The organism is Bradyrhizobium barranii subsp. barranii (assembly GCF_017565645.3).
GTDB classification, from domain to species: Bacteria; Pseudomonadota; Alphaproteobacteria; order Rhizobiales; family Xanthobacteraceae; genus Bradyrhizobium; species Bradyrhizobium barranii.
The window spans coordinates 3,411,096-3,437,340 of record NZ_CP086136.1 but is presented as its reverse complement, the minus strand read 5'-3'; the positions used below and the strand labels follow the sequence as shown (position 1 = coordinate 3,437,340).

Here is a 26,245-nt window from a genome sequence, read left to right as displayed (position 1 = left end):
AGAGCTTTAGCACGATCGGGCGAACAATCACCCTCCCGCCCAGACGTCCAGCACATACCGGTTCTTCGCGCCCATCTCCTCGATCCAGCGCGCAGCCGTGGCGGCATCGCTGCCACTCTTCTCGCGATGGATCGCGACGAGCGCGGCCTTTACATCGGGCTCCATCTCGCCGCCGTCGCCGCAGACATAGATGATTGCGCCCTGCTCGATCAGCGGCCAGACCCTGTCCTTCTGCGCCGCAAGCATGTGCTGCACATAGGTCTTCGGTCCATCCGCGCGCGAGAACGCGGTGAAAAGCTCGGTGATGCCGCTTGCGGCCATCCCCTTCAGCTCATCCGCGTAGAGAAAATCTTGCTCGGGATGGCGGCAGCCGAAGAACAGCATGGCCGGACCGAGCGCGGCGCCTTTCGCCTTGCGCGCAGCGCGCTCCTGGAGGAAGCCGCGGAAAGGCGCAAGCCCGGTGCCCGGCCCGATCATGATGATCGGCACCGATGACTCATCCGGGAGCCGGAAGCCGGCCTTGGTCTCGCGCACGGTGGCATAGATCGCATCGCCCGCACGTCGGTTGGAGAGATAATTCGAGCAGATGCCTTTGTAGACACCGCGCCCGGAGGCGGCCGGCCCTTCGACCACGCCGACCGTGACGCTACAACGCGATGGATCCACCGACGGCGAGGAGGAGATCGAGTAATAACGCGGCGCCAGCAGCGAGAGCATTTCCAGGTAAACGTGGAACGGCAACTCGCAGGCCGGATATTCGAGCAGCATGTCGAACACCGATTTGCGCCTGGCCAGAATCTCGGTGCGATAACGCTCGAGCGGCTCGGCCTCCTCGCCAACGAAGGCCAGCAGCTTCGGCTTGGTGACCGGGCAGCGGGCGTGCTCGGCCATGATCTGGATCTGCTTCCGTGTCGCCACCTGCTGCAACTCGACGAACTCGCTGAGCAGGCGTCCGACCGAGACGGCATTGCCGACCGGCAGCTGCGCGCGCCGGCCTTCGGCGACCTGAAGCCTGATCTGGTCCGCCGGCAGGAAGCCGAAGCGACGGGCAACCGAATCCACCAGCGTCGGATCATTGCGCGGAACGACGCTTAAGTGATCGCCGACGCGGTAGGTGATGTTGGACGGCAGCTGCACCTCGATATGGCGCGTCGAACGCTCGGACGGATTGGCGCCGGACTTGTTCTGAAGCTCGTCATTGACCAGCACCTTCATCGCGACAGCACCGCCCTGCGCGACGATGGTGTTGACGGCGGTTACTGCGACAGGCTCGATCGCATAGAGCGGATCGTCCTCCGCGGTGCGGGTGAAATTCCAGTCGATGCCGAATTCCTTGGTGGCAACCTGCGCGGCCGCCGGAAACCATTTCTGGAACTGGCCGTCGAGATCGCTGCGCGCATCGCCTTCGCCGCGCGGATAGACCGCGCGCGCACCATGCTTCGACAATTGCTCGTCGATGAAGCGCGGCACCGATTGATAGGTTGCCGCCCAATCGCTGTTGCCGCAGCCGAACACGGCGTAGCGCACATTGGCAAAGGCATCCTTCGGCAGATCGTCGCCGAGCCATTTGACGAATTGCGTCGCATTGTCAGGCGGCGCGCCGTTATAGGAGGCGCAGATGATCAGCACGCCGCCCTCCTGCGGCAGCTTGCCGACGTAATCGTCGAGCGGCCCGAGATGCACGGCAAAGCCGTTGATCTCGGCAAGGTCGGCCATGCGCGTTGCGAGCTCCTCGGCCGTGCCGAGGTTGGAGCCGTACAGCACCAGCATCGGCGTATTGTGGCCGGGCCGCGTCGTCGGCTTACGAGGCGCCCGCGGGCCCGAGGACGCAGCCGCGACAGGGCCGCCATAGGCGCCGCGCTCGCGATCGGCGCGCGGACGTACCTTGATCTTGAAGCCTTCCGGCTTCATCGTCAGCGTTTCCTTCAGATGCATCTGATAGCGCTGGTGGTCGATCAGCTTGAAACGCTGGAGGACCATGCCGAGCGCGAGCGCGGCCTCGTGCATGGCGAAGCCGCGTCCGATGCAGGCGCGCTGGCCGTTGCCGAACGGCTTCCAGGCATTGATCGGCCGCTTGGCCTCCGCCTCGCGGCTGAAATTCTCGGGATCGAACGCATCCGGATGCGGCCCCCAGACCGAGGGATCGCGATGCAGCGCCGTCACCAGGATGGTGATGAAGGTGCCCTTCCTGAGCCTGTAGTTGCCGCCGCCGATGGTCTCGTCGTTCAGCGGCGAGATGCCATAGGCCGGCGCCGGCGGCCACAGCCGCAGAGCTTCCTTGAGGATCTGCGTGATGTAGGTGAGCTGCGTCACCTGCTGGTAGGTCGGCTTCGCGTTGACGTCGGGGCCGAAGACGCGGTCGACCTCGTCATAGGCCTTCTTGAGAATGTCCGGGTGCTTGAGCAGAGCGTAGAGCGTGTAGGACAGCAGGCCGCTGGTGGTCTCGTGCCCCGCGATCAGGAACGTGTTGATCTGGTAGCGGATGTTGATGTCATCAAGCTGCTCGCCGGTCGAGCGGTCGACGCCGGTCATCATCGCGGCGAGCATGTCCTTCTTGTCGTCGATCCCCTCCGCGCTCTTGCGGCGCTCGGCGATGATCTCGTCGACCATCTTGTTCATGAAGGCGACGTCCTCGGCGAGCGTCTTCCGGCGCTTCTGCATCCACAGCTGCTCGAACGGCAGGCCGCGCGTCATCATGATGGTTTCGAGCGAGCGTACCAGCGACTCGACGAAGGGATGGTAGTCGCGCCGGTAGAAGGAATTGAAGCGGTACTCGAAGCCGCACAGGCCGATCGTATCCAGCGTCAGCGCGGTCATGTCATGGACGACGTCGATCTCGTCGTCGGCGTTGAGCCGTTCCCATTTGTTGACGAGCTGCTCGGCGATATCGACCATGCTCGGGTGATAGGACTGCATGGCGCGGTTGCCGAACGGCTGCAGCAGGATGTTGTGTGCCTTGCTCCAGTTCGGCTCGCGGGTGTCGGCCGTGAAAAGGCCGTCGCCGCCGACCGCGCGCACGCGACGCAACGCACCGCGCACCGTCTTGTCGAAGCGCTTCTCGTCGGAGAGCTCGTCGACGAGATCGTGGCCGGAGACGACGACGATCGGCGAGCCCATCATGTCGAGCCAGAAGATCGGCCCGAGCTCCTTGGCAAGCCGGGTCAGGTGCTGCACCGGCGCGGCCGAATCCAGCGACAGCATGTTGCCGACCACCGGCTTGGTCGGCGGCTGCGGAATCGGGTCCAGACGGTTCTTGGATGACATTGAAATGTAGTCCCCCTGCCTCAATGTTCGTCATTGCGAGCGAAGCGAAGCAATCCAGAATATATCCGCGGAGGCAGTCTGGATTGCTTCGTCGCTTCGCGCCTCGCAATGACGAGTTCGCAACGACGAGCGCTAACCAAACCGCCTTCTACGCCATTCGATCAACTTGGCGCTGACCTCTTCCGGCTTCTCCTGCTGCGTCCAATGGCCGCTATCGCGGACCAGATATTTTTCGAGATCGGGAATTAGCTTGTCCATGCCATCGGCGGAAGACGGCGGCAACACCGCGTCGTTCTCGGCCATGATCATCAGCGACGGCACCCGCACCGTGTGATCGAGCCCTTCGGCGCGCGTCCAGTTGCGCGACATGTTGCGGTACCAGTTGATGCCGCCGGTGAAGCCCGTTCTGGTGAAATTGTCGACGAACACCTTTTTCTCTTCCGGCGAAAGGATCGGCGTGCGCGGATCGTGCTTCGCGTCGTAAGCTGCAATCATCTGCGGAAACGCCAGATTGACCCGCGGCGAAGCGCCCACGCCGGCAATCACTTCCTCTGCCGGCGCATCGGGCGGGCGCGGCGCCGGCTTGCGCATGAACGCATCGAATGTCTGCTCGACGCGACTGCCGAAGATCCTGTCGGGTTCATGCGCCGGATCCTGGAATTGCACGATGTACATCTTGTCGCCGAAGCGAGCGCGCAGCAGCTCGATCGGATCGGCCCAGGCACGGTTGGTATGAGGCGTGTTGATGCCGACCACCCCCGCAACCCGGTCGATGTGCCGCAGCGGCATCTGCCAGACGATGAAGCCGCCCCAGTCGTGACCGACGAAGATGGCCTTGTCGATCTGGAGATGATCGAGGAGCCCAACGAGGTCGCCGGTCAGATGTTCGATGTCGTAGGCCTCGACCGGCTCGGGCCGGTCGGTCGCGCCATAGCCGCGCTGGTCCGGCGCGATCACCCGGATGCCGGCCTCGCTTAGCGCCTTGATCTGGTGACGCCAGGAGAAGGCGAGTTCCGGCCAACCGTGGCACAGCACCATCGGCGGCTTGTCGCTGACCGGGCCCGCCTCGTAGTAGCCCATGCGGATTCCGTTCGTCTGCACGAACTTGAGCGGTGGCATCTCAATCATCGCAATATTCCTACTCTGCGGCGCCCTTGACATCGGCCGCCGGCGGCGCGTAGGCCGCCTCCAGCGCGGCGAACTCCTCCGGCAGCATGTCGCACATCACCTGCACGTGCGGAATGATGTTGGCGCCGACGATGAAGCCGAAGTCGAGCTGGTCGCGATAGCTCTGCACGGTGATGTTGAGCGCCTGTCCATGCGTCGAGATCGACACCGGGAAGATGTGCAACAGCTCCGCGCCGGCGGCATAGAGCGTCTGCCGCGGCCCCGGCACGTTGGACACCGTGATGTTGGCCGCCGGCGGCAGCACATCCGACAGGTTCGAGCGGCTGTAGAGCAGCGCCAGAACCTGCACCATCATCGGCGCACCCAGCATCGAGATGTTGGAAATCTGCGGCATCAAGGCCCGCAACGGATGCGACATCTCCTTGGACTTGGTCGACTGCGCGATGATCGCCTCCAGCCGCGCCTTGGGATCGTCGATATTGGTCGCGATCGAGCAGATCATGCCGAACACCTGGTTGTTGGCCTCGGTGTTGCCTTCCTCGCGCAGCGAGATCGGCACGGCGGCGGTCAGCGATTTCGCCGGCAGCGTGCCATATTGCTGGAGGTAACGCCGGACCACGCCGGAGGCGAGCGCCAGCACCACGTCGTTGAGCTTGCCGCCGGCCTGCTTGGCGAGCGCCTTTGAACGCGACAGCGAGATCGAGACGCCGGCGAAGCTGCGTTCCGAGGAAATCGTCTTGTTCAGCATGGTCGGCGGCGACACCATGCTGGCGAGGCTTTCCCGGGATTTCGGATCGGAGATCTTGCCGAGCACGTCGGAGACGCTCTTGACCATGGTCGGGATGTTGCCGGCGAAGCGCACCGCACTCTCGATCTGGTACATCGCATTGTCGAACAGGATCGAGCCGATGTCGCTCTTGCCCGTGCGCGGCAGTTGCAGGTTCTTCGCTGCCGCCGAGGCATCGAGCGGCTGGGTGAAGAGCTGCTGATAGGAATCGAGCAGGTTGGCGGCGATGTCGCGCGGCTCCTGTCCGGGCTTGCTGCCCGCCGTCGGCGGATCGACCTTCCGGGGGGTGGGCGAGATATCGTAGATCATGTTGGTCAGCGCCGCCCCGGCGCCGCCGTCGATGGCGGCATGGTGCATCTTGGAATAGAGCCCGACCTCGTTGTCCTTCATGCCCTCGAACACGTAGAACTCCCAGAGCGGCCGGGCGCTGTTCAAGAGCTTGGCGTGCATCCAGCCGACGATCCGTTCGAGCGTGGCGCGGTCGCGCGGCTGCGGCAGGCTGGCGCGGAAGATGTGGCGGTCGATGTCGAATTGGTCGTCCTCGACCCAGGAGGGATGATCGATATCAAGCGGCGCCTTCTCCAGCCGTGCCTTCAGGATCGGCGCGATGTGCAGGCGCGAGACGATCATCGCCTTGAAGTCTTCGAAGAAGTCGCCCTTGTAGTCGTCAGGCAGGCGAAAGATCGCCATGCTGCCGACATGCATCGGCATCTCCGGCGTTTCCAGATAGAGAAATGATGCGTCCAGCGACGACAGCTTCTTACCGTCAGCCATAGTTCCCTCCGCTAATTTTGACGGGCGCCTTTGCCGGCGCTTCTCGTCAGGCCGATACTGCCCGTTCCGGCGGGGCATATGCAATGGCAAACGGCCCTGCCCGGTCGAACGGCCAGAATTCCCCCTCCGGTTGCGCCAGGCGGTCCGCCACGGCCCACAGCGCCGCGGGGTTCACGCCAAGCCCGATATGGCTCGCCAGGTGCACCTCGATGTTCTCGGCGCGGTCGGAGGGACGCAACAAGCAGGTTCGCCAGTTCACGACACCGTCGGCGCGCGAATAGATCGACGTCGCCGGCACCGGCAGATCGCCGGCGATCGCCTCGCGCAGTTCGGCGAAATCCTCGACACGCTCGCCGGTCAGCGCTTCGTACAGCCGCGTGGCGTTGGTCGCCCGCACGTCGTTGGCAAACGGGCTACCGATCGTGACGACGTAGCGGACCATCTCGGGCGCCTGGAGCGCGAGATCGCGGGCATAGACGCCGCCGAGACTCCAACCGACCAGGCTGACCTTGCGTCCGCTCGTGGCGTGGATTTCGGCAAGGCGCGCGCGCAGGGCTTCCCTCATCCGTTCCAGCCCACCGAGATTGCGCCCCATCCGCCAGGCATGCGCCTCATAGCCGAGCTCGCTGAGATAGCGCCGCATCGGTGCCATGGAGAGATCGCTGGCAAGAAAGCCCGGCAGTGCCAGCACCGGATGGCCGTCGCCCCTGGGCGCGCGCATCAGGAGCGGCGACAGCATCAGGCTGGCGTTGAATTCGAACAGTCCACGCGCTTCGGCCAGCAGCATGCCGAGGCTCGGCGGACGAAGCCGGCCCGACACCTGCGGCTCGTCCGGCCCGGGCGGCATTTATTTCTTCTTGTCGCCGCTGCGCGGGCTGCCGAGGCCGGCCATGGTGACGAACATGTCCTGAAACCGCTCCGCGATCTTCGGATCGAAGGTGAACCAGCTCTGGATCAGCGATTCCGGCGAGACCTTGTCGATGTTGGACATCATCTGCTGTTGCAACTTGTCCATCACGGCGGTCTGCATCGGCATCACGTCGGGTAGTCCGAAGAACTGGCGGGCTTCAAGGGGGGTGCAGTCAATTTCGATGTTAACTTTCATGTCCCCTCCAGATGAGATTCGAGCGGCCTGTCGCAGTATCGCCGCGAGACGGTGTGCAACGCAAGCGACCTGAGGCTGGCGGCCGGCCTTGCTTCCGCGATCGGCGGATATGGTCAATGAAATCGCGCCCGCCATGAGCCCGCTTCCTCGGCGCCCGGCGGGGCACGAGGGCCCCGCGGCCGGGGACTTCACCGATCGAAAGTCGAATATCGCCCGCGAACCCCTCGCCGCCAGATTGTCGGCCAGCATTGCTGCACAGCGGCGCAACTTGGCGCGTTCCTTGCTGGAATGGCGCTTGCACGGGTCGTGAACTCTGGGCAACATGGATTGGGACGCCCGCCGAACAATCAAAAATCACGGCGCGGCAGAGTGGAGAGGGTCAAGAATGTCAGTCGGTCGAACTCTGTTTGCGGCGACGCTCGCCGGTACGCTTGCGTTGACGGTCTCGTCGGCGTCGAGCCAGACGCTACGTTATGCCAACCAGGGTGACCTGAAGTCGCTCGATCCCTATACCCTCAACGAGAGCACCACTCACGCCCATCTCGGTCACGTCTATCAAGGCCTCACCGCGCGCGACAAGGACCTCAAGATCATTCCGGCGCTGGCGGAAAGCTGGGAAACCCCGGAGCCGACCCGCTGGCGCTTCCATTTGCGCAAAGGCGTGAAATTCCACAACGGCGATCCCTTCACCGCCGACGACGTGCTGTTCTCGGCCGATCGCGTCCGCAAGAAGGGGTCCAACATGCAGACCCGCCTTGCTCCGGACGTCAAGGTGATCAAGGTCGACGACTACACCGTCGATTTCGTCCTGCCCTCGCCCAATCCCATCCTGCATAACGCGTGGGATGTCTGGTACATCATGGACAAGAAATGGGCCGAGGAGAACAACGTCGTCGATCCGACGCCGGTGGCGGCGACCACGCCGAGCTACGCCTCGCTCCACGAGAACGGCACCGGTCCCTTCGTCATTGAAAGCCACCAGCCCGGCGTGAAGACCGTGTTCAAGGCCAACCCCAATTACTGGGGCAAGGTCGAAGGTAACCTGAAGGAGATCATCTTCACCCCGATCGCCTCCGACGCCACCCGCGTCGCCGCGCTGCTGTCGGGCGAAGTCGACGTCATCGAGCCGGTGCCGATCCAGGACATCTCCCGCGTCGATTCGAGCCCGAACGCCCAGGTGCTGAAGGGGGCGGAGCTGCGCACCATCTTCATCGGCTTCGATCAGGTCCGCGACGAGTTGCTCTACTCCAGCATCAAGGGCAAGAACCCATTCAAGGACATCCGCGTCCGCGAGGCCTTTTACAAGGCGATCGACATCGAGCTGATCAAGACGCGCGTGATGCGCGGGCTGTCGACGCCGTCGGCCCTGATGATCGCTCCGGAATTGTTCTTGCTGTCCAAGGAGTTCACCCGGCCGAAATTCGACCCTGACGGTGCCAAGAAGCTCCTGGCCGAGGCCGGTTACGCCGACGGCTTCGAGGTCACCATGGATTGCCCGAACGATCGCTACGTCAACGACGCCGCGATCTGCCAGGCCGTCGTCGGCATGCTCGCCCGCATCGGCGTCAAGATCAATCTGCTGGCGCAGCCGAAGGCGCAATACTTCGCCAAGGTGCTGAAGCAAGGCGGCTACCAGACCTCGTTCTACATGCTGGGCTGGACGCCGAGCACGATGGACTCCCACAACGTGCTCTATGACATCATGGGCTGCCGCGACGATGCCAAATCCTCGCGCGGCGAAGCCAATCTCGGCGGTTACTGCAACAAGGAGTTCGACGCCATCACCGACAAGGTGCTGGTCGAAACCGACACCGCCAAGCGCAACCAGCTGATCAAGCAGGCCTACGAGATCGGCAACAAGGACTGGTCCTACATCCCGCTGCACCAGCAGGCGTTGGCCTGGGGCGTATCGAAGAAGGTCAACCTGCCGCAGCGCGCCGACAATCTGGTCATGTTCCACTGGGCGACCAAGAAGGAATAGCGACAGTTGAACACGAGGTCCCGGCAGCGTCAGGCTTCCGGGACCTTTCCTTTTCCGGCTGACAAAGACGTCAGCCAAACGCACACCCAAGGATAGTGGAAGGCATGCTCGCTTTCACTCTTCGCCGCGCCCTTCAGGCCATCGGCGTCATGTTCGCCGTCGGCATCATCGCGTTCTCGATGTTCCGCTTCGCCGGCGACCCGGTCAACCAGATCGTCTCGATCGATACGTCGGCGGCCGAACGCGAAGCTGTGCGCAAATCGCTCGGCCTCGATGATCCCGTGCCGGTGCAGTTCGTCCGTTATTTCGGCAACGCCGCGCAGTTCAAATTCGGCGTCTCCTATCAGTTCCGCCAGCCGGTCTCGGCGCTGTTGATGGAGCGCATGCCGGCGACGCTGGAACTTGCGATCTGCGCGACCGTATTCGCAATGGTGTTCGGCATCCTGATGGGCGTCTATTCGGCGCTCAAACGCGACACCGTGCTCGCCAAATTATTCCAGGCGGTTTCGCTGATCGGCATCTCGTTGCCGACTTTCCTGATCGGCATTCTCCTGATTTATCTGTTCGCGGTGACATTGGGCTGGTTGCCCTCGTTCGGTCGCGGCGAGGTGGTCAAGCTCGGCTGGTGGACGACGGGGCTGCTCACGCTGTCGGGCCTGAAGGCGCTGATCATGCCCTCGATCACGCTCGGCCTGTTCCAGATGACCCTGATCATGCGGCTGGTGCGCGCGGAAATGCTGGAAGTGCTTCGGACCGACTATATTCGCTTCGCTCGGGCCCGCGGGCTGACCACCCGTGCCATCCATTTCGGCCACGCGCTGAAGAACACGCTCATTCCCGTCATCACGGTGGCCGGACTGCAGTTTGGCTCGGTTATTGCATTTTCGATCATCACCGAAACCGTATTCCAATGGCCCGGCATGGGACTTCTGTTCGTGCAGGCCGTGCAAAACGTCGATATCCCGATTATGGCCGCCTACCTGCTGATGGTCTCTCTGATTTTCGTCACCATCAATCTGGTGGTCGACATCCTCTACACCGTGGTCGATCCGCGCCTGCGCTCGACCATCGGCCGCGCCGCATGAGGCAGCCTCCATGTCCGACGTAGTCGCCTCAAATTCCGACAAGCCGAGCACGCTGCCGACGCATGCCGCCCGCAGCTGGTTCAGCCGCGCGCTCGACAGCGACATCTTCTATTCGTTCCGCCGCTCCAAGCTGACCATGGTGGCGGCGGCCATTACCGTGCTGTTCTTCCTGCTCGCGATCTTTGCATCGGCACTCGCGGTGCAGAACCCGTTCGATCCGGCGCAGCTGCAATTGATGAACTCGCGGATCTCACCGCTCTGGACCGCCGACGGCCAGACCCCGTTCCTGCTCGGCACCGACGAGCAGGGCCGCGACGTGTTCTCCGCCATCCTCTATGGCTTGCGCATCTCGCTCGCCGTCGGCGTCGCCGGCGTGGTCTTCGCCGGCGCGCTCGGAATCGCACTCGGCCTGACCGCCGGCTATTTCGGGGGCGCGGTCGACGGCGTGATCATGCGGATCGCCGACGTGCAGCTGACCTTCCCCGCCATTCTGATCGCGCTGCTGGTCAACGGCATCGCGAAATCGATCCTCGGCAACCGGCTGGATGCCAACAGCATGCTGGTGGTGCTGGTGATCTCGATCGGGCTGAGTTTCTGGGTCGGATATGCCCGGACGGTGCGCGGTTCCGTGATGGTCGAGAAGAACAAGGATTACGTGGCCGCAGCGCAACTGATCGGCCTGCCCGCGCCAAAGATCATGCTGCGGCACGTACTGCCCAACACGATGGGACCGATCCTGGTCATCGCCACCATCAACCTCGCGCTTGCCATCATCACCGAGGCGACCCTGTCCTTCCTCGGTGTCGGCCTGCCCGACACCATGCCGTCGCTCGGGACGCTGATCCGCATCGGCAACAACTATCTGTTCGCGGGCGAATGGTGGATCGTCGCCTTCCCCGGGCTTGCGCTCGCCGCGCTGATCCTGTCGATCAACCTGCTCGGCGACTGGCTGCGCGACGCGCTCAACCCGAAACTTCGATGAGCAAAGCTTCGATGAAAACGCCTCGCCCATGACCGAACCCGTTCTCTCCGTGCGCAATCTTCAGGTCGAGTTCGCCTCTCGCCGCGGCACGCTGCGCGCGATCGACGGCGTCTCGTTCGACATCGCCAAGGGCGAGGTGCTCGGCGTGGTCGGCGAATCCGGCGCCGGCAAGTCCGTCACCGGCCTGGCGGTGATCGGCCTGATCGATCCGCCCGGCCGCATCGCCGGCGGTGAGATTCGTCTCGCCGGCCAGCGCATCGACAATTTGCCCGCCGAGCAGATACGCCGCATCCGGGGAAAACGGATCGGCATGATCTTCCAGGATCCCCTCACCTCGCTCAATCCGCTGTACCGCGTCGGCGACCAGATCATCGAGACGATCAAAACCCACCTGAACCTGTCCGAGGCGGCCGCCCGCCGCCGCGCCATCGACCTGCTCGCCGAGGTCGGCATTCCCGCGCCGGAAAAGCGCATCGACGGCTATCCCCACGAATTCTCCGGCGGCATGCGCCAGCGCGTTGTGATTGCGCTGGCGATCTGCGCCGAGCCCGAGTTGATCATCGCGGACGAGCCGACCACCGCGCTCGATGTCTCCGTGCAGGCGCAGATCATCTCCCTGATCAAGCGGCTCGGGCGCGATCACGGCACCGCCGTGATGCTGGTGACCCACGACATGGGCGTGATCGCGGAGACCTCCGACCGCGTCGCGGTGATGTATGCCGGCCGCGTCGCCGAGATCGGCCCGGTACAGGACGTCGTCAGGAATCCGCTGCACCCTTACGCCAAGGGCCTGATGGGCGCGATTCCGACGCTTGCCGGGGACGACAAGCGCCTGGTGCAGATCCCCGGCTCCATGCCGCGCCTATCGGCGATCCCGCGTGGCTGCTCGTTCAATCCGCGCTGCGCCTTCGCCTTCGATCGCTGCCGGGTTGAACGGCCGGAGCCACTATCGCGCGGCACACAATCCGTTGCCTGCCATCTCTACGACACCGTGCCTGCGGAGAGCGCGGCATGAGCACGCCTTTCGTCCAGGCCACAAATCTGCGCCGCGTCTTCGACGTCTCAAAACCCTGGCTCAACCGCGTGCTCGAAGGCGGGCATCTCGAATATCTCAAGGCTGTCGATCACGTTAGCTTCGACATCAGGAAGGGCGAGACCTTTGCTCTGGTCGGCGAGTCCGGCTCGGGCAAGACCACGGTGGCGCGAATGGTGGTCGGCCTGCTGCCGCCGAGTTCCGGCAACGTGCTGATCGACGGCATCTCGATGACCGATCCACGGCAGGCGCAGGCGCGGCGAAAACTGCGCCGCCGCATCCAGATGATCTTTCAAGACCCCTATGCGAGCCTGAACCCACGCTTCCGGGTCGATGCCATCATCTCCGAGCCGATCCGCGCTTTCGACCTGATCCAGGGCGAGCGCGATATCCAGGCGCGCGTCGGCGAATTGCTCAGCCTTGTCGGGCTGCATCCCGACGACCGGTTGAAATTTCCACACGAGTTCTCCGGCGGCCAGCGCCAGCGCATCGCGATCGCCCGCGCGCTCGCCTCCGACGCTGAGTTCATCGTCTGCGACGAGCCGACCTCGGCGCTCGACGTCTCCGTGCAGGCGCAGATCCTGAACCTGATGCGCGACCTCCAGGACAAGTTCGGCCTGACCTACATGTTCATCAGCCACAACCTCGCCGTGGTCCGCCACATGGCGAGCCGCGTCGGCGTGATGTATCTCGGCCGCATCGTCGAGATCGCGGAGGGACGCGAGTTGTTCGCCCGACCGCGCATGCCCTACACCAAGATGCTGCTGGGCGCCGTGCCCGATCTCGCAATGTCGGGCCGCCAGCGTATTCCAGTGAAGGGCGAGATCCCGAGTCAGATCAATCCGCCGCCCGGCTGCGCCTTCAATCCGCGCTGCCCGCTGGCATTCGATCTCTGCCGCAAGGAAGCCCCGGAACTGATCGACGGCGTCGCCTGCCATGCGGTGAACACCGCGCCGGTCCCGGCGTGACGCGCGCGTGCCATGCGGTCCACGCATTGGCGGCACGGCATCGCCTGCGATCAATTGCGCGCGCGACAAATAAGGTAGCGAAATCCCATGGCCAGCAACGTCAATCCCGATCCCTTCACGACGCGCCCCGAGATCGAGGGCACGTTCGGGGTCGTCGCCACCACACACTGGATCGCGACCGCGGTCGGCATGGCCATCCTGGAAAAGGGCGGCAATGCCTTCGACGCCGGCGTCGCCACGGCGTTCACGCTCCAGGTCGTCGAACCGCATTTGAACGGCCCCGGCGGAGACGTGCCCATCATCGCGCATGACGTCAAACGCGCACGCACCGAGGTGATCTGCGGCCAGGGCCCGGCGCCGGCGCGCGCCACCATCGCGCATTACAAGAGCGAAGGCCTCGACATGGTGCCGGGCACCGGCCTGCTCGCGGCCTGCGTCCCCGGCACGTTCGAATCCTGGATGATGCTGCTGCGCGACTACGGCACGATGCGCGTGCGCGACGTGCTGGAGCCAGCCATCTCCTACGCGCGCGACGGCTATCCGCTGGTCGAGCGCGCCTGCGCCACGATCCAGACCGTCGAGCAACTGTTCCGCAAGCATTGGCCGACCTCGGCCGCGGTCTATCTGCCCAATGGCGAAGTGCCGAGGCCCGGCACCCTCTTCACCAACAAGACGCTGGCTGCGACCTACGCCCGCATTCTCAGCGAAGCCGAGAGCGGCGGCGGTGACCGCGACGCCGAGATCGAGCGCGCGCGAAAGGCCTGGTCGCAAGGTTTCGTTGCGGAAGCCATCGACAAGTTCTGCCGCACCCAGGAAGTGATGGATGTCAGCGGCTCGCCGCATCGCGGCGTGCTCTCGGCCGACGACATGGCGCGTTGGCAGCCGACGATCGAGGCACCGCTCACCTACGACTATGGCCGCTACACCGTCTGCAAGGCCGGCGTCTGGAGCCAGGGTCCGGTGACGCTCCAGCAGCTCGCGCTGCTCAAGGGCTTTGCGCTCGACGGGCTCGATCCGACCGGGCCGGAATTCATTCACCTCCAGATCGAGTGCGCAAAACTCGCCTTCGCAGACCGCGAAAAGTTCTACGGCGATCCCAAATTCAGCGAGATCCCGATCGCGACGCTGCTGTCGGATGCCTATAACGACGAACGCCGCAAACTGATCTCAGAGAAGGCCTCGCTCGACTTCCTCCCCGGTTCGGTCGAAGGTTTTGGCGGCGTGGTCAAGCTGCGCCGCGCCGAGGGGCAGCGTGAGGCGGTCGGCGCGCTTGGCGCGGGCGAGCCGACAGTCGGGCGCTTCGGCGAGGTGCGCGGCGACACCGTGCATTTCGACATCATCGACAAGGCCGGCAACATGGTGTCCTCGACGCCATCGGGCGGCTGGCTGCAATCCTCGCCGATCATTCCGGAGCTCGGCTTCTGCCTCGGCAGCCGCGCGCAGATGTTCTGGCTGGAGGAAGACCATCCCGCAGCGCTTGCGCCGGGCAAGCGGCCGCGCACGACGCTGTCGCCGACCATGGCGCTACGCGACGGCGAGCCGTACCTCGCCTGGGGCTCGCCCGGCGGCGACCAGCAGGATCAGTGGATCACGCAGTTCTTCCTACGGCACGTCCATTGCAACCTCAATCTCCAGGAATCGATCGACGCGCCGGCCTGGCACTCCGAGCATTTCCCGATCTCGTTCTGGCCGCGCACCGCGCGCCCCGGCGTGCTCGTGGTCGAGAACCGCGTGCCGAAGGCGACGATCGAGAACCTTCGCGAGCGCGGACACATTGTCGAGGTCGGCCCCGACTGGTCGGAAGGTCGCCTCACCGCGGCCTCGCGCGTCGGGGTGCGCCGCCGCGCCGCCGCCAACCCGCGTGGCATGCAGGGCTACGCCGCAGGGCGCTGAAGGCAGCACATGACCTGGTCGATCATCGCGCGAGACCCTGCCACCGGCCAGTTCGGCATCGCTGTAGCTACCCGCTTCTTCGCCGTCGGCGCGCGCGTGCCCTACGTCGCGGCCGGTCTCGGCGCCATCGCGACCCAGGCCTTCGTCAATCCCTATTACGGCATCGACGGCGTCAAGCTGCTGCGCGAGGGCCTGAACGCGCATGACGTTCTCGCCACCCAGCTCGCGACCGACGACGGCCGCGAGAGCCGCCAGATCCACATCATGGACGCCAGCGGCGCGATCGCCGCGCATACCGGGCGCGACTGCGTCGACTGGTGTGGACACATCGCCGGCAGCGGCTTCTCCATTGCCGGCAACATGTTGGCAGGCGCCGACGTGCTCGACGAGACCGCGAAGACCTATATCGCCAATGACAGCCTGCCCTTCCCGCGCCGCCTGCTTGCCGCCATGCGCGCGGGCGAGGCCGCCGGCGGCGACAAGCGCGGCAAGCAATCGGCTGCGCTCCTGATCCACGGCGAGGAGGAATGGCCGGCGCTGGACATTCGCGCCGACGATCATCTCGATCCGTTGGGCGAGCTCGAACGACTGGAGCGCGTCAGTCAGGAACTCTGGGTGCATTTCCGCTCCTCCATGCCGACGCGGCAGAATCCGGCAGGCAACACTGATCGCAGCGTCATCGACGCCAGCATCGCTGCAAGCCGAGCAAGGCAATCATGAGCGCAAGCCCTCTCATCGAGATCAAGGATCTGCGCATCCGATTCCACGGCGACGACGGCCGCGTGACCCACGCCGTCGACAGCGTCGATCTCAGCGTCGCCAATGGCGCGACGCTCGGCCTCGTCGGCGAATCCGGTTGCGGCAAGAGCGTGACGTCGCTGGCGATCATGGGATTGCTGCCGAAGCAAAGCGCGGAGATCTCGGGCGCAATCCGCTTCGACGGCTTCGACTTGCTGAAGACTCCTGACCAGACGCTGCGCGACCTCCGCGGCAACCGGCTGGCGATGATTTTTCAGGAGCCTATGACGTCGCTCAATCCGAGCTTCACCATCGGCGACCAGATCATCGAGACCATTCTGCGCCACCGCGGCGGCTCCCGGCGCAGCGCGCGCGAGCGGGCCATCGAGCTCTTGCGCCGCGTCCACATCCCCTCGCCGGAGCGGCGGATCGACGAATATCCGCACAAGCTCTCCGGCGGCATGCGCCAGCGCGTGATGATCGCGATGGCGCTGGCCTGCGACCCGCGACTGCTGATCGCAGACGAGCCGACTACCGCGCTCGACGTCACCCTGCAGGCGCAGATCTTGGAGCTGATGCGCGAACTGAAGGCGGCGAGCGGCGCCGCCATCATCCTGATCACCCACGATCTCGGTGTTGTCGCCGAAGTCTGCGACGAGGTCGCGGTGATGTATGCCGGCGAGATCGTCGAGCGCGCGCCGGTCGACGAGCTGTTCGCGATGCCGCAGCATCCCTACACCGTCGGCCTGCTGGGCTCGATCCCGCGGCTCGACCACCGCGCCGAGCAGCTGGCCACGATCGAAGGCATGGTGCCGAACATGGCGCAGCCACCCGCCGGCTGCCGTTTCGCCGCGCGCTGCCCCTTCGTGCTGGACGCCTGCACGGAGGTGCCGCCACCGCTGGTCGAGGTCAGCCCCGGCCACCTCTCGCGCTGCATCCGCGCACCGCTCGAACGTCTGGTGTCGTGATGGCGCTTCTCGAGGTCGAAGGCCTGGTCAAGCATTTTGTCGCCGGGCGCTCGCTGTTCGGCCGGGCACTGGGGCATGTCAAAGCGGTCGATGGCGTCAGCTTCTCTCTCGACGCCGGCAAGACGCTGGCCCTGGTCGGCGAATCCGGTTGCGGCAAATCCACCGTGAGTCGCCTGGTGCTGCGGCTGATCGAGCCGGATGCAGGCACGGTGCGTTTCGCCGGCCGTGACCTGCTCTCGCTGGACGCCGGGGCGCTCCGCGCCTTCCGCCGCGAGGCGCAGATCATCTTCCAGGACCCCTACGCCTCGCTCAATCCGCGCATGACGGTCGGCCAGATTCTCACCGAGCCGCTGGCGCTGCACGATCTGGTACCGCCGGCGCAACGGCGCGAGCGCGTCGCGGAAATCCTGCGGCTGGTCGGCCTCGAGCCGCGGCTCGAGCGGCGTTATCCGCACGAATTCTCCGGCGGCCAGCGCCAGCGCATCGCCATTGCCCGCGCGCTCGCGGTCGAACCAAAACTGATCATCTGCGATGAGCCGGTCTCGGCGCTGGACGTCTCGATCCGCTCGCAGATCCTCAACCTCCTGCGCGAGCTGCAGGACCGGCTTGGGCTGGCCTACATCTTCGTCTCGCACGATCTGGCTGTGGTCAAGCACATCGCCGACCATGTCGCCGTGATGAATCTCGGCCAGATCGTCGAGACAGCCGAGGCGGACGCCCTGTTCGCGGCACCCCGCCATCCCTACAGCCGTGCGCTGCTGTCCGCGATCCCCATGCCTAAACCGCGGGCAAAGCGCAGCCGGATTGTGCTGCAGGGAGAGATCCCCAGCGCACTCAGCCCGCCACCGGGATGCCGCTTCCACACCCGCTGCCCCTACGTGGTCGACCGCTGCCGCAGTGAAATGCCGCAGCTCGTACCGGATGGCATCGGACATGCAACGGCCTGTCACCGAACGTCGGAACTGCCGTCCTCCGCGGCGATCGTCCCGTCCGACGGCGGCTTCTCGCCGGTCCTTGAAAAATTGGTCGCCGCCTTCAGCGGCGGCCCGGAAGCAGTCCGCGGCAGCGGGGTTAGTTCATTGGGAACGGACCCGGCATAGCCGCAAAACAGAGGTTGAGAGCGATGAGTTTCATGCGTTTGACAATCCTGGCGTCGGCAGTGCTGACGTCGCTCGCGGGCGCAGCCCAGGCTCAGACCACGCTTCGCATCGGCATCGCCGAAGACCCCGACATCCTCGATCCCAGCATCGGCCGCACCTATGTCGGCCGCATCGTCTTCTCCGCCTTCTGCGACAAGCTGTTCGACATCGACGAGAAGCTCAACATCGTGCCGCAGCTCGCGCTGTCCTACGAGACTTCGGCCGACGGCAAGGAGATGACGATCAAGCTCCGGCCTAACGTCAAATTCCATGACGGCGAGCCGCTGGACGCCGAAGCCGCAAAGTTCTCGATCGAGCGTCACATGACGCTGCCGACCTCGTTCCGGAAGTCCGAGCTTGCCAGCGTCGACCATATCGAGGTGGTCGATCCCCTGACCATCAAGCTGGTGCTCAAGACGCCCTACTCGCCCTTGATCGCCCAGCTCACCGACCGCTCCGGCATGATGGTCTCGCCGAAGGCAGCGAAGGAGGCGGGCGACAAGTTCGGCCTGCATCCGGTCTGCGCCGGCCCCTACAAATTCGTCGAGCGCGTCCAGCAGGACCGCATGGTGTTCGAGAGGTTTGCCGACTATTGGAACAAGGACAACATCCATATCGACCGCGTCGTGTTCCTGCCGATTGTCGACGCCACTGTGCGGCTCGCGAACCTGAAGTCTGGCGGGCTCGATCTGATCGAGCGCGTGCTCGCCACTGATATCAAGGACGTGCGCGCCGATTCCCGCCTCGTGCTGTCGACCGCGCCGGAGCTCGGCTATCTCGGCCTGACCGTCAATATCGGAAACGACAAGACCAAGGGGCCGCTGAGCCAGTCGGCGAAGGTCCGCCAGGCGCTCGATCTCTCGATCGACCGCGAGGCCCTCAACCAGGTCGTCTTCAACGGCGAGTTCACGCCCGGAAATCAGTGGGTCAGCCCGAAGCATCCCTATTACCAGAAAGCGTTCTCGGTTCGCGGTCGCGACATCGCGAAGGCCAAGGCGCTGCTGAAAGAAGCCGGCCTCACCGCGCCGGTGACGGTCGACTACATGATCCCCAAGGGCGCGGAGAACGAAGCCGTCGCCCAGGTCGTCCAGTCCATGGCCGCCGAAGCGGGTTTTGACATCAAGATCCGCGCGGTCGAATTCGCGACGACCTTCAAGCAGGCCCAGGCCGGCGAGTTCCAGATCTTCCAGATCAACTGGAGCGGCCGCATCGATCCCGACGGCAATTCCTACATCTTCATGCGCAGCAAGGCGCCGCAAAACGACGGCGTGTACGCGAACCCCGAGGCCGACAAGCTGATGGAAGACGGACGCATGACGTCCAACGTCGAGGAGCGCAAGGCGATCTACGAAAAGCTGACCAAGATCCTGCTCGACGACCTGCCGATCATCTACATCTACCACCGCACGCTCCTGATCGCGCACACGACCAAGCTTCAAGGCTACAAGCAGATGCCCGATGGCCTCGTGCGCGTGGTCGGATTGAAGTTCAAGTGATCACGGCAGCGCTTGGGACGCGCGTGGGACCATGCTGAATTTCGTCGCCCACCGAATCGCGCAGATCGTGCCGACACTGTTCTTCGTGTCGGTGCTGATCTTCTCGCTCCAGCAATTGCTGCCGGGCGATCCCGCGCTGGTGATGGCCGGCGAGGAGCGCGATCCCGCCGTGATCGAACAGATCCGCCAGCAGTACAAGCTCGATCAGCCGATCCCCGTGCAGTACGTCTATTGGCTCAAGGGCGTTCTATCAGGCAATTTCGGCGAGTCGCTGCGCAACAAGATGCCGGTGCGCGAGCTGATCGCACAGAAACTGCCGGTGACGCTCCAGCTCGGCTCGATGGCGATCCTGATCGCATTCCTCATCGGCATTCCCGCCGGCATCATCTCCGCGGTGAAGAAGGGCACGGTTTGGGACTATGGCGCCAATTTGTTCGCGCTGTGGGGCATCTCGACGCCGAATTTCTGGCTCGGAATTCTCATGATCTTCCTGTTCTCGATTCACCTGGGCTGGCTGCCGGCCTCAGGCTATGTGCCGCTCACCGAGGACTGGCGCGCGAGTCTGGCTGCCACCATCATGCCGGCCTTCGTGCTCGGCAACGCGATTTCGGCGGTCCTGATGCGGCACACGCGCAGCGCAATGCTCCAGGTTCTGGAGAGCGACTATGTCCGCACCGCGCGCGCGAAAGGTCTCTCCGAGCGCTCGGTGATCCTCAAGCATGCTATGCGCAACGCGCTGACGCCGATCATCACCCTCGGTGCGCTCGAGCTCGGCACGCTGTTGTCGGGCGCGGTGCTGACCGAGCAGATCTTCTCCATTCCCGGCTTCGGCAAGCTGATCGTGGATGCCGTCTTCAACCGTGACTATGCGGTGGTGCAGGGCGTTGTGCTGGTGACGGCCACGGTCTACATCACGCTGAATCTCGTTGCCGACATCGCCTATGTCCTCGTCAATCCGCGGCTGCGAGGTTAGACGATGACCGACGCCGCACTGCCAGCCAGTCCCGCCACCCAGGCCTACGAGCTGGACAGCCCAGCCCGCCGTGCGCGGCGGCGCCTGTTCAAGCGCAAGGCTGCGGTCTTCGGACTTGTCGTGATCACGGCTTTCATTCTGCTTGCGGCCCTTGCGCCGCTGGTCGTGCCCTATGATCCGATTGCGACGAGTTGGAGCCTGGTGCGCAAGCCGCCCACCGCCGCCCACTGGTTCGGCACCGACGATCTCGGCCGCGACATCCTCAGCCGCGTCATCTACGGCGCGCGGGCCTCCCTGATGGCGGGTCTGATCTCGGTCGCGATTGCGCTCGGGATCGGCGTCCCTCTTGGCCTCCTCGCCGGCTATCGCGGCGGATTTGTTGATGCGCTGATCAGCCGGATCACCGATGCAATGTTGGCCTGCCCTTTCCTGATCCTGGCGATTGCGCTCGCCGCCTTCCTCGGTCCCAGCCTCGGCAATGCCATGATCGCGATCGGTATCTCGGCCACGCCAATCTTCATCCGTCTGACACGCGGGCAGGTGCTGAGCGTCAAGGCCGAAGACTATGTCGAGGCTGCGCGTGCGCTCGGCAATCCGCCGTGGCGGATAGCCTTCTCACACATCCTGCCGAACATCCTGCCCGCGCTGCTGGTGCAGGCCACACTGTCGATCGCCGCCGCCATCATCGCCGAAGCCGCGCTGTCCTTCCTCGGCCTCGGCCAGCAGCCGCCCGCACCGTCCTGGGGCAGCATGCTCAACGCGGCGCAACGCTTCCTGACCCAGGCACCGTGGATGGCGATCTGGCCAGGCCTTGCGATCTTCCTAGTGGTGCTGTCGCTGAACCTGCTCGGCGACGGCCTGCGCGACGCGCTCGACCCGCGCCAGCGCTAGATCACCGTCTCGCGCAGCACCCGTCGGCAATCCATCTCGTACTCGAGGTCGACCACCGGCGGCCGGGCAAAATGCCAGGTCAGGCCGGAGCGCAGCGCGCCGTGGCGGACCAGCTCGTCGACCAGCGCGTGGTGGAAATCGTGCACGGAATAGGCCTGCACGCCGGTGGTGTCCTTCCAGCCGAAGCCGAAGGCCGTCATCCGGTTCTCCATCTGCGACGTCGTGGTGAACCGCACCTTCTCGCGAAGACCCTCCGGACTGAGGTCGCGATAGCGCACCGTGCGCTCGACATAGGTCCCGCCGCCCTCGCGCGCCTCGGCGCCACCGGCGATCACGAAGCTAGGACTCTTCGAGGTTGTCGGACGCGTGAAGGAGAAGGCATAGAACGACGGTTCGGATGGCGGATCGAACTCCGGACAGACATTGCTGCGCGCCACCGGATTGGTGGTGCCGTCGAAGATGCCCCATTCGGACAGCGTCTTCACATAATGCAGGTTGAATGCGCGAAAGCCTTCCTCGCTGAAGGCCGCCGGTGAGCGCAACTCGCAGGCACAGAACGCCGTCAGCGGACGCCCTGCTTCCTGGATATACTTCGCCGCGAGCGCAAATCCCTCGGCCAGCGGCACCAGGCGATCGAACCGAACCCGCTCGATCTCGTATCCGTCGTCAGCGGCAGCACCCGCCGAATACTGGAACACGGACGGAATGAAACGATAGTTGCCGGCGGAGAAATCACCAATCATGTCGAACTCCTATTCCAGTTTCATGCGGACACCCTTGGCGCCGTTGAGCAGGCGCTTCAGGTGAAAGCCGGCCAGGGAATCGTCGGCATGCATCCCGACCAGCGCGGCAAAGGCCGGCATGGCCGCGACGTCGCCGGCTTCCATCTTGGCAAAAGCCTCGAAATATTGCGTCGTCCTTGGCGCTTCGAATTTTTCCTGCGGCAACGGTTCGAACGCACGCAGCGGTTCGCTGCGTCCGCGCAGCATCAGATCACCCACGGGACGGCCTTGAAAATGCTCGGCCGCCTTGGCGACGCTGGCACTGGCGCAGATGCGTGTTCCCAGATGCTTGTTGGCGGCCTCCAGTCGCGCCGCGATGTTGATGGTGTCTCCATAGGCGGTGTAGTCGAAGAAGCGGTTGCCTCCGAAATTGCCGACCAGTGCCGGCCCGGCGTGAATGCCGATGCGGGTGGTGCCGAAATTCACGCCCACGGCCCTCTGGCGCGCGCAGAAATCCTGCGCCCAGGCATCGAGGTCATGGGCGCAGGCGACCGCACGCGTCGCATAATCCGGCTGATCGCCGGGCGCATTGAAGAGCACCTGGATCGCATCGCCGATGATTTTTGCGACCGTCCCCTCATGCGCGAAGATGGTTTCGGTCATCCCGCCGACATATTCGTTGAGGAGCGCGCCCAGCGTCTCGGGCGGCGCGCTCTCGACCAGGGAGGTGAACCCGGTGATATCGGTGAAGATGGTGGCGACATCGCGCCACTGCACCTCGATCCCCTCACCCTCGCCGCCCGCCACCAGACGCTTGGCGAGCTCGGGCGAGAAATGGCGCGACAGCGCGGCATGGGCCCGCTCCGCCTCCATCTGACGGCGCCGCACCTCGCGGAGCATCTCGATATGGCGAATGGTCTTCTCGATCGTGGCTTCCAGGTCGGCGAAGTCGATCGGTTTGGTGAGGAAGTCGAACGCGCCGCGGTTCATGGCGGTGCGGATGTTGCTCATGTCGCCATAGGCCGAGACGATGATGGTCGACTTCTTGTCCTCGGCCTCCTGGAGCTTCGCCAGCAGCGACAGCCCATCCATGCGCGGCATGTTGATGTCGGAGACCACCATGTCGACATGCGGGTTCTGCTCGAGAGATTCCGGCGCCTCGACGCCGTCGCGTGCAAACATGATGTCGACGAGCCCGTCGCGGATCTGCCTGCGAAACTTTTGCAGGATCAGCGCCTCGAGGTCTGGCTCGTCATCGACGAAGAGGATGGTCGAAGTCATGCGGCTTGCTCGAGCCTCGTGTCGATCTCCTGCCGCAGCAGCGCAAAATCGATCGGCTTGGTGAGGAGCCCGATGGCGCCACGCTCGATCGCCTTTCGGCGCGTCTCGGCGTCGCCATAGGCCGTGATCATGATGACGGGAACGTCCGGATGCTCGGCGCGCACCTTCGGCAGCATGTCGAGCCCGCTCATGCCGGGCATGTTGATGTCGGACAGGATCAGGATCAACGAGGGGTCGCGCACCTCGGAGGCGAGCCTGAGCGCATCGGACGCGGACGGCGCGAATTCCATCTGGAAGCGTCCGGCGCGCAGGTCACGCCGGAACTGCTGCCGGAACAGCGCCTCGACGTCGGGCTCGTCATCGACGACCAGGATGTAAACGTTCAATTCTTGCCTCCGGGAGTATCGTCCGCCGCCATCTGGCGCGGCAGCGTGATGATGAATTCGGTGAATACACCGGGCTCGGTGTTCACGTCGATCGTGCCGCCGTGCTGTTTCACGACGATGTCATGACTCATGGACAGGCCAAGCCCGGTGCCCTCGCCGGCCGGCTTGGTGGTGAAGAACGGATTGAACAGTTTCGCCTTCACTTCGGGCGGAATCCCTGTGCCGTTGTCGCGGATCCGGATCTCGACCTTGTCGCCGAGGTTTTTGGTGGCCGCGTTCAAGGTGGGCTCGAAGGCGTCCGTCGCGCTCTCCTTGCGCTTGGCCGCAGCATAGAAGCCGTTCGAGATCAAATTGAGCAAGACGCGCGCGATCTCCTGCGGATAGACATAGACCATCCCGGCCCCGGGATCGAACTCGCGCTCGAGCGTGACGTTGAAGGCGGGCCGTTCCGCGCGCGCGCCGTGATAGGCGAGATTGAGGCTTTCCTCGACGATGGCATTGATATCGCTGGGACGATGCTCGCCGGAACCCGCGCGCGAATGCAGCAGCATGTTCCTGACGATGGAATCGGCGCGCTTGCCGTGCTGCACCACCTTTTCCAGATTGCTCCTGAGCATGCCGGTCAGCTCCTCGACCTCCTCCTTCGTCTTGCCGTCGAGCGAAGCCGATTGCAGGGCCTGGTTGAGTTCATCGATCAGCTCGGTCGAGACCGAGGAGAAATTGTTGACGAAATTGAGCGGGTTCTTGATCTCGTGGGCGATCCCCGCCGTGAGCTGGCCGAGGGAGGCGAGCTTCTCGGTCTGGATCAGGCGATCCTGCGCGGTACGCAGATTGTCGAGCGACTGCGACAGCTCCGTGGTACGCTCACGAAGCTGCTTGAGTAGTCGAGCGTTCTCGATCGCAATCACAGCCTGTTTGGTGAAATTCTCAACCAGTGCGATCTGCTTGTCGGCGAACGGACGGACCTCCTTGCGATAGACCGCGATCGTGCCAATCAGCTCGTTCTCCTTCAGCATCGGCACGATGACGATCGTACGGGCGCCGGCGACGTCTGAGATCGCGCGAACGGCAGGCCCACCAGCAAGATAGGCAGGTGTGTTTCGCACATCGTGAACGTGGACGACCTCACGGGTCCTGACGACCTCGGCGAGCGCGCTGTTCGGACGAGGTCGGATTTCCACATCTTTTCGCGAAGCAGCGAACGCAGCCGGCACATTGTAATCCGCCGCAATCGTGAAGCTTTCACCGTCCCAGAGATTCATGACGCCGAAACTTGCGCCACAGACCCGCGTCGCATTTTCGAGCATTTTGTAGAACACGGGAGCGAGTTCGCCCGGAGAGGAACTGATGACCTCCAGCACCTCAGAAGTCGCCGTCTGTTGCTCGAGCGTTTCGGACAATTCAGCCGTTCGCAGCTCGACTCTATTTTCCAGATCCGCATAGGATTCCTGTAAGCGCGCGCCCATGTCGTTGAACTGGTCGGCGAGCCCCTCGAGTTCGTCGCCGGTCTTGATCGAGATGCGCTGGGAGAAATCGCCGCCGCCGATCCGCTCGGCGCCGCTGCGCAGTGCCTGGATCGGGCCGACCATGCGGCGCGCGAGGAAAATCCCGGCCAGCACCGCGAAGATCGACGCGGCGAGCAGCACGATCGCCAGCCGCTGCAGCGAAGCATAGAGCGCCGCATAGGCCTCCTCGACCGGCAGCTCGACGAGCATGGTCCAATGCAGCGGCTCGATCGGGGCCGATGTGGTCAGCACCTTCTGCCCCTGGATATTGCGCGCTTCGGGGAGCGCGTCGGACAGGGTGCCGCCTCCAGCCTGCGCGGCGCGCACCTGCGCGAGGCCCGACATGTCGGTGTTGCGCAAGACCAGGCTGATATCGGGATGCGCGATCAGGCGCCCCTCCGGGCCGACCACATAGGCGTGTCCGTGCTCGCCGACCTTGATCTGGGACACGACGTCCCAGATCAGCTTGAGATTGACCTCCGCGATGCTGACGCCGGCATCCTTGCGCGCGCCGGCCAGCGCGAGCGTCATGTAGGGCTCGGACTCCCTGCGGAAATAGACCGGGCCGTAATAGACCTTGTGCGCGACCGCCTCGGTGAACTTCGGGTCGGCCGACAGGTCGATCCCGCTGTCGATCGCGTCCATGGCCAGCCGCGAGACTCGCAAGCGCTCCCTGCCGGTCGCATCCACCTGGGCGAGCTCTGTGACCGCGGGCACCTGGCGCAGCAGCCGTTGCGCGTCGAACCGGCGCTGCTCGATCGAGCCCGCCGACCAGGGCAGCTGCGTGGTCCAGCCGAGCTGGCTCTCGATCTCCTTGACGAACTGGCCGATCTTGGCCGCCGCTGCCTCGGCCTGCTCATGCTGGACCCGGATCAGCGCGGCCTTGTGCTCGCGATAATAGAAGAAGACCTCGAACAGCCCGTTGGCCAGCAGCGCAATGGCGACGACGGCCACGAACAGCGCGACATATTTGGTGAAAAGCCGGGTCCTGATCCCGCGCCCCGCCGCCTCGCCGGGCACGACGCCAGCCGCGGCCGCGCTCGGCGCCGTCCTGGCTTGCGGGGTGTCGGGGTGGAGGGAGATGCTCATCCCGGCGAATCTAGCAAGAAGGCCGGAACTTGTCTCTCGCCAACGCGGAAAGGGCTC

The 26,245-nt window shown here is 64.5% G+C and carries 21 protein-coding genes; 12 read left to right on the top strand and 9 right to left on the bottom strand.

What is annotated here, in order from left to right; all coding sequences use genetic code 11:
- Window positions 1–27: 27 nt before the first annotated feature.
- The 5 genes from J4G43_RS16445 to J4G43_RS16425 form a co-directional block, all read right to left on the bottom strand.
- A complete protein-coding gene (locus tag J4G43_RS16445; RefSeq protein ID WP_208085627.1) occupies window positions 28–3,264 on the bottom strand; it encodes a bifunctional cytochrome P450/NADPH--P450 reductase in 3,237 nt (1,078 codons plus the stop codon).
- A 132-nt stretch (window positions 3,265–3,396) separates the two neighbouring features.
- Window positions 3,397–4,392: an alpha/beta fold hydrolase gene (locus J4G43_RS16440; RefSeq protein ID WP_038957159.1), complete on the bottom strand. Its 996-nt coding sequence runs from the start codon at window positions 4,390–4,392 to the stop codon at window positions 3,397–3,399.
- Window positions 4,393–4,402: 10 nt separating this feature from the next.
- Complete coding sequence (locus tag J4G43_RS16435; protein WP_208085626.1) at window positions 4,403–5,953, bottom strand: WS/DGAT/MGAT family O-acyltransferase; 1,551 nt, start codon at window positions 5,951–5,953, stop codon at window positions 4,403–4,405.
- A 46-nt stretch (window positions 5,954–5,999) separates the two neighbouring features.
- Window positions 6,000–6,800 carry an esterase/lipase family protein gene (locus J4G43_RS16430; RefSeq protein WP_208085625.1) on the bottom strand — a complete coding sequence of 267 codons (801 nt, stop codon included), beginning with the start codon at window positions 6,798–6,800 and terminating at the stop codon, window positions 6,000–6,002.
- Window positions 6,801–7,058, bottom strand: coding sequence for a DUF6489 family protein (locus J4G43_RS16425; protein ID WP_071915885.1), 258 nt, complete (start codon window positions 7,056–7,058; stop codon window positions 6,801–6,803). It abuts the gene before it with no gap.
- Window positions 7,059–7,443: 385 nt separating this feature from the next.
- Between J4G43_RS16425 and J4G43_RS16420 the strand changes: the two genes are divergently transcribed.
- The 12 genes from J4G43_RS16420 (at window position 7,444) to J4G43_RS16365 (ending at window position 21,205) form a co-directional block, all read left to right on the top strand.
- A complete protein-coding gene (locus J4G43_RS16420) occupies window positions 7,444–9,039 on the top strand; it encodes an ABC transporter substrate-binding protein (RefSeq protein ID WP_208085624.1) in 1,596 nt (531 codons plus the stop codon).
- 104 nt (window positions 9,040–9,143) lie between these two features.
- Window positions 9,144–10,124 (top strand): ABC transporter permease, encoded by a 981-nt coding sequence (locus J4G43_RS16415; protein ID WP_208085623.1) that lies wholly within the window; start codon window positions 9,144–9,146, stop codon window positions 10,122–10,124.
- Window positions 10,125–10,134: 10 nt separating this feature from the next.
- On the top strand, window positions 10,135–11,106 hold the full coding sequence (locus J4G43_RS16410) for an ABC transporter permease (protein WP_208085622.1): 972 nt from the start codon (window positions 10,135–10,137) through the stop codon (window positions 11,104–11,106).
- A 28-nt stretch (window positions 11,107–11,134) separates the two neighbouring features.
- The gene (locus J4G43_RS16405) at window positions 11,135–12,121 is read left to right on the top strand and encodes an ABC transporter ATP-binding protein (protein ID WP_063984748.1); all 987 of its coding nucleotides are present in this window, start codon (window positions 11,135–11,137) and stop codon (window positions 12,119–12,121) included.
- Complete coding sequence (locus J4G43_RS16400) at window positions 12,118–13,107, top strand: ABC transporter ATP-binding protein (RefSeq protein ID WP_208085621.1); 990 nt, start codon at window positions 12,118–12,120, stop codon at window positions 13,105–13,107. Before J4G43_RS16405 ends, J4G43_RS16400 begins: the two co-directional genes overlap by 4 nt.
- 87 nt (window positions 13,108–13,194) lie before the next feature.
- The gene (locus tag J4G43_RS16395) at window positions 13,195–15,000 is read left to right on the top strand and encodes a gamma-glutamyltransferase family protein (protein ID WP_208085620.1); all 1,806 of its coding nucleotides are present in this window, start codon (window positions 13,195–13,197) and stop codon (window positions 14,998–15,000) included.
- 9 nt (window positions 15,001–15,009) lie between these two features.
- The gene (locus J4G43_RS16390; RefSeq protein WP_208085619.1) at window positions 15,010–15,720 is read left to right on the top strand and encodes a DUF1028 domain-containing protein; all 711 of its coding nucleotides are present in this window, start codon (window positions 15,010–15,012) and stop codon (window positions 15,718–15,720) included.
- A complete protein-coding gene (locus J4G43_RS16385) occupies window positions 15,717–16,706 on the top strand; it encodes an ABC transporter ATP-binding protein (protein WP_208085618.1) in 990 nt (329 codons plus the stop codon). Before J4G43_RS16390 ends, J4G43_RS16385 begins: the two co-directional genes overlap by 4 nt.
- Window positions 16,706–17,806, top strand: a complete 1,101-nt coding sequence (locus J4G43_RS16380) for an ABC transporter ATP-binding protein (protein ID WP_208085617.1) — start codon at window positions 16,706–16,708, stop codon at window positions 17,804–17,806. Before J4G43_RS16385 ends, J4G43_RS16380 begins: the two co-directional genes overlap by 1 nt.
- A gap of 23 nt (window positions 17,807–17,829) precedes the next feature.
- On the top strand, window positions 17,830–19,341 hold the full coding sequence (locus J4G43_RS16375) for an ABC transporter substrate-binding protein (protein ID WP_208085616.1): 1,512 nt from the start codon (window positions 17,830–17,832) through the stop codon (window positions 19,339–19,341).
- A gap of 31 nt (window positions 19,342–19,372) precedes the next feature.
- Window positions 19,373–20,314, top strand: a complete 942-nt coding sequence (locus tag J4G43_RS16370; RefSeq protein ID WP_208085615.1) for an ABC transporter permease — start codon at window positions 19,373–19,375, stop codon at window positions 20,312–20,314.
- A gap of 3 nt (window positions 20,315–20,317) precedes the next feature.
- Window positions 20,318–21,205, top strand: a complete 888-nt coding sequence (locus tag J4G43_RS16365) for an ABC transporter permease (protein WP_039151440.1) — start codon at window positions 20,318–20,320, stop codon at window positions 21,203–21,205.
- Here J4G43_RS16365 and cnbZ read toward each other — a convergent pair.
- Genes cnbZ through J4G43_RS16345 form a run of 4 tightly spaced genes read right to left on the bottom strand, consistent with a single transcriptional unit; the run spans window position 21,202 to window position 26,188 of the window.
- Window positions 21,202–21,948: a 2-amino-5-chloromuconate deaminase CnbZ gene (gene cnbZ / locus J4G43_RS16360; protein WP_071915896.1), complete on the bottom strand. Its 747-nt coding sequence runs from the start codon at window positions 21,946–21,948 to the stop codon at window positions 21,202–21,204. The two genes, J4G43_RS16365 and cnbZ, sit on opposite strands and share 4 nt — an antisense overlap.
- Window positions 21,949–21,957: 9 nt before the next feature.
- Window positions 21,958–23,208, bottom strand: a complete 1,251-nt coding sequence (locus J4G43_RS16355) for an adenylate/guanylate cyclase domain-containing protein (protein WP_208085614.1) — start codon at window positions 23,206–23,208, stop codon at window positions 21,958–21,960.
- Complete coding sequence (locus tag J4G43_RS16350) at window positions 23,205–23,594, bottom strand: response regulator (RefSeq protein ID WP_014496960.1); 390 nt, start codon at window positions 23,592–23,594, stop codon at window positions 23,205–23,207. The genes J4G43_RS16355 and J4G43_RS16350 overlap by 4 nt, the downstream gene beginning before the upstream one ends.
- A complete protein-coding gene (locus J4G43_RS16345; RefSeq protein ID WP_208085613.1) occupies window positions 23,591–26,188 on the bottom strand; it encodes a sensor histidine kinase in 2,598 nt (865 codons plus the stop codon). Before J4G43_RS16345 ends, J4G43_RS16350 begins: the two co-directional genes overlap by 4 nt.
- Window positions 26,189–26,245: the final 57 nt, after the last annotated feature.

Excerpts from the sequence above, each read along its gene's own strand:
- J4G43_RS16445 (WP_208085627.1), bottom strand. The coding sequence starts at position 3,264 with ATGTCATCCAAGAACCGTCTGGACCCGATTCCGCAGCCGCCGACCAAG.
- J4G43_RS16395 (WP_208085620.1), top strand. The coding sequence starts at position 13,195 with ATGGCCAGCAACGTCAATCCCGATCCCTTCACGACGCGCCCCGAGATC.
- J4G43_RS16390 (WP_208085619.1), top strand. The coding sequence starts at position 15,010 with ATGACCTGGTCGATCATCGCGCGAGACCCTGCCACCGGCCAGTTCGGC.
- J4G43_RS16405 (WP_063984748.1), top strand. The coding sequence starts at position 11,135 with ATGACCGAACCCGTTCTCTCCGTGCGCAATCTTCAGGTCGAGTTCGCC.
- J4G43_RS16440 (WP_038957159.1), bottom strand. The coding sequence starts at position 4,392 with ATGATTGAGATGCCACCGCTCAAGTTCGTGCAGACGAACGGAATCCGC.
- J4G43_RS16355 (WP_208085614.1), bottom strand. The coding sequence starts at position 23,208 with ATGACTTCGACCATCCTCTTCGTCGATGACGAGCCAGACCTCGAGGCG.
- J4G43_RS16345 (WP_208085613.1), bottom strand. The coding sequence starts at position 26,188 with ATGAGCATCTCCCTCCACCCCGACACCCCGCAAGCCAGGACGGCGCCG.
- J4G43_RS16430 (WP_208085625.1), bottom strand. The coding sequence starts at position 6,800 with ATGCCGCCCGGGCCGGACGAGCCGCAGGTGTCGGGCCGGCTTCGTCCG.
- J4G43_RS16365 (WP_039151440.1), top strand. The coding sequence starts at position 20,318 with ATGACCGACGCCGCACTGCCAGCCAGTCCCGCCACCCAGGCCTACGAG.
- J4G43_RS16370 (WP_208085615.1), top strand. The coding sequence starts at position 19,373 with ATGCTGAATTTCGTCGCCCACCGAATCGCGCAGATCGTGCCGACACTG.
- J4G43_RS16420 (WP_208085624.1), top strand. The coding sequence starts at position 7,444 with ATGTCAGTCGGTCGAACTCTGTTTGCGGCGACGCTCGCCGGTACGCTT.
- J4G43_RS16380 (WP_208085617.1), top strand. The coding sequence starts at position 16,706 with ATGGCGCTTCTCGAGGTCGAAGGCCTGGTCAAGCATTTTGTCGCCGGG.
- J4G43_RS16410 (WP_208085622.1), top strand. The coding sequence starts at position 10,135 with ATGTCCGACGTAGTCGCCTCAAATTCCGACAAGCCGAGCACGCTGCCG.
- J4G43_RS16435 (WP_208085626.1), bottom strand. The coding sequence starts at position 5,953 with ATGGCTGACGGTAAGAAGCTGTCGTCGCTGGACGCATCATTTCTCTAT.
- cnbZ (WP_071915896.1), bottom strand. The coding sequence starts at position 21,948 with ATGATTGGTGATTTCTCCGCCGGCAACTATCGTTTCATTCCGTCCGTG.
- J4G43_RS16415 (WP_208085623.1), top strand. The coding sequence starts at position 9,144 with ATGCTCGCTTTCACTCTTCGCCGCGCCCTTCAGGCCATCGGCGTCATG.
- J4G43_RS16425 (WP_071915885.1), bottom strand. The coding sequence starts at position 7,058 with ATGAAAGTTAACATCGAAATTGACTGCACCCCCCTTGAAGCCCGCCAG.
- J4G43_RS16375 (WP_208085616.1), top strand. The coding sequence starts at position 17,830 with ATGAGTTTCATGCGTTTGACAATCCTGGCGTCGGCAGTGCTGACGTCG.
- J4G43_RS16385 (WP_208085618.1), top strand. The coding sequence starts at position 15,717 with ATGAGCGCAAGCCCTCTCATCGAGATCAAGGATCTGCGCATCCGATTC.
- J4G43_RS16400 (WP_208085621.1), top strand. The coding sequence starts at position 12,118 with ATGAGCACGCCTTTCGTCCAGGCCACAAATCTGCGCCGCGTCTTCGAC.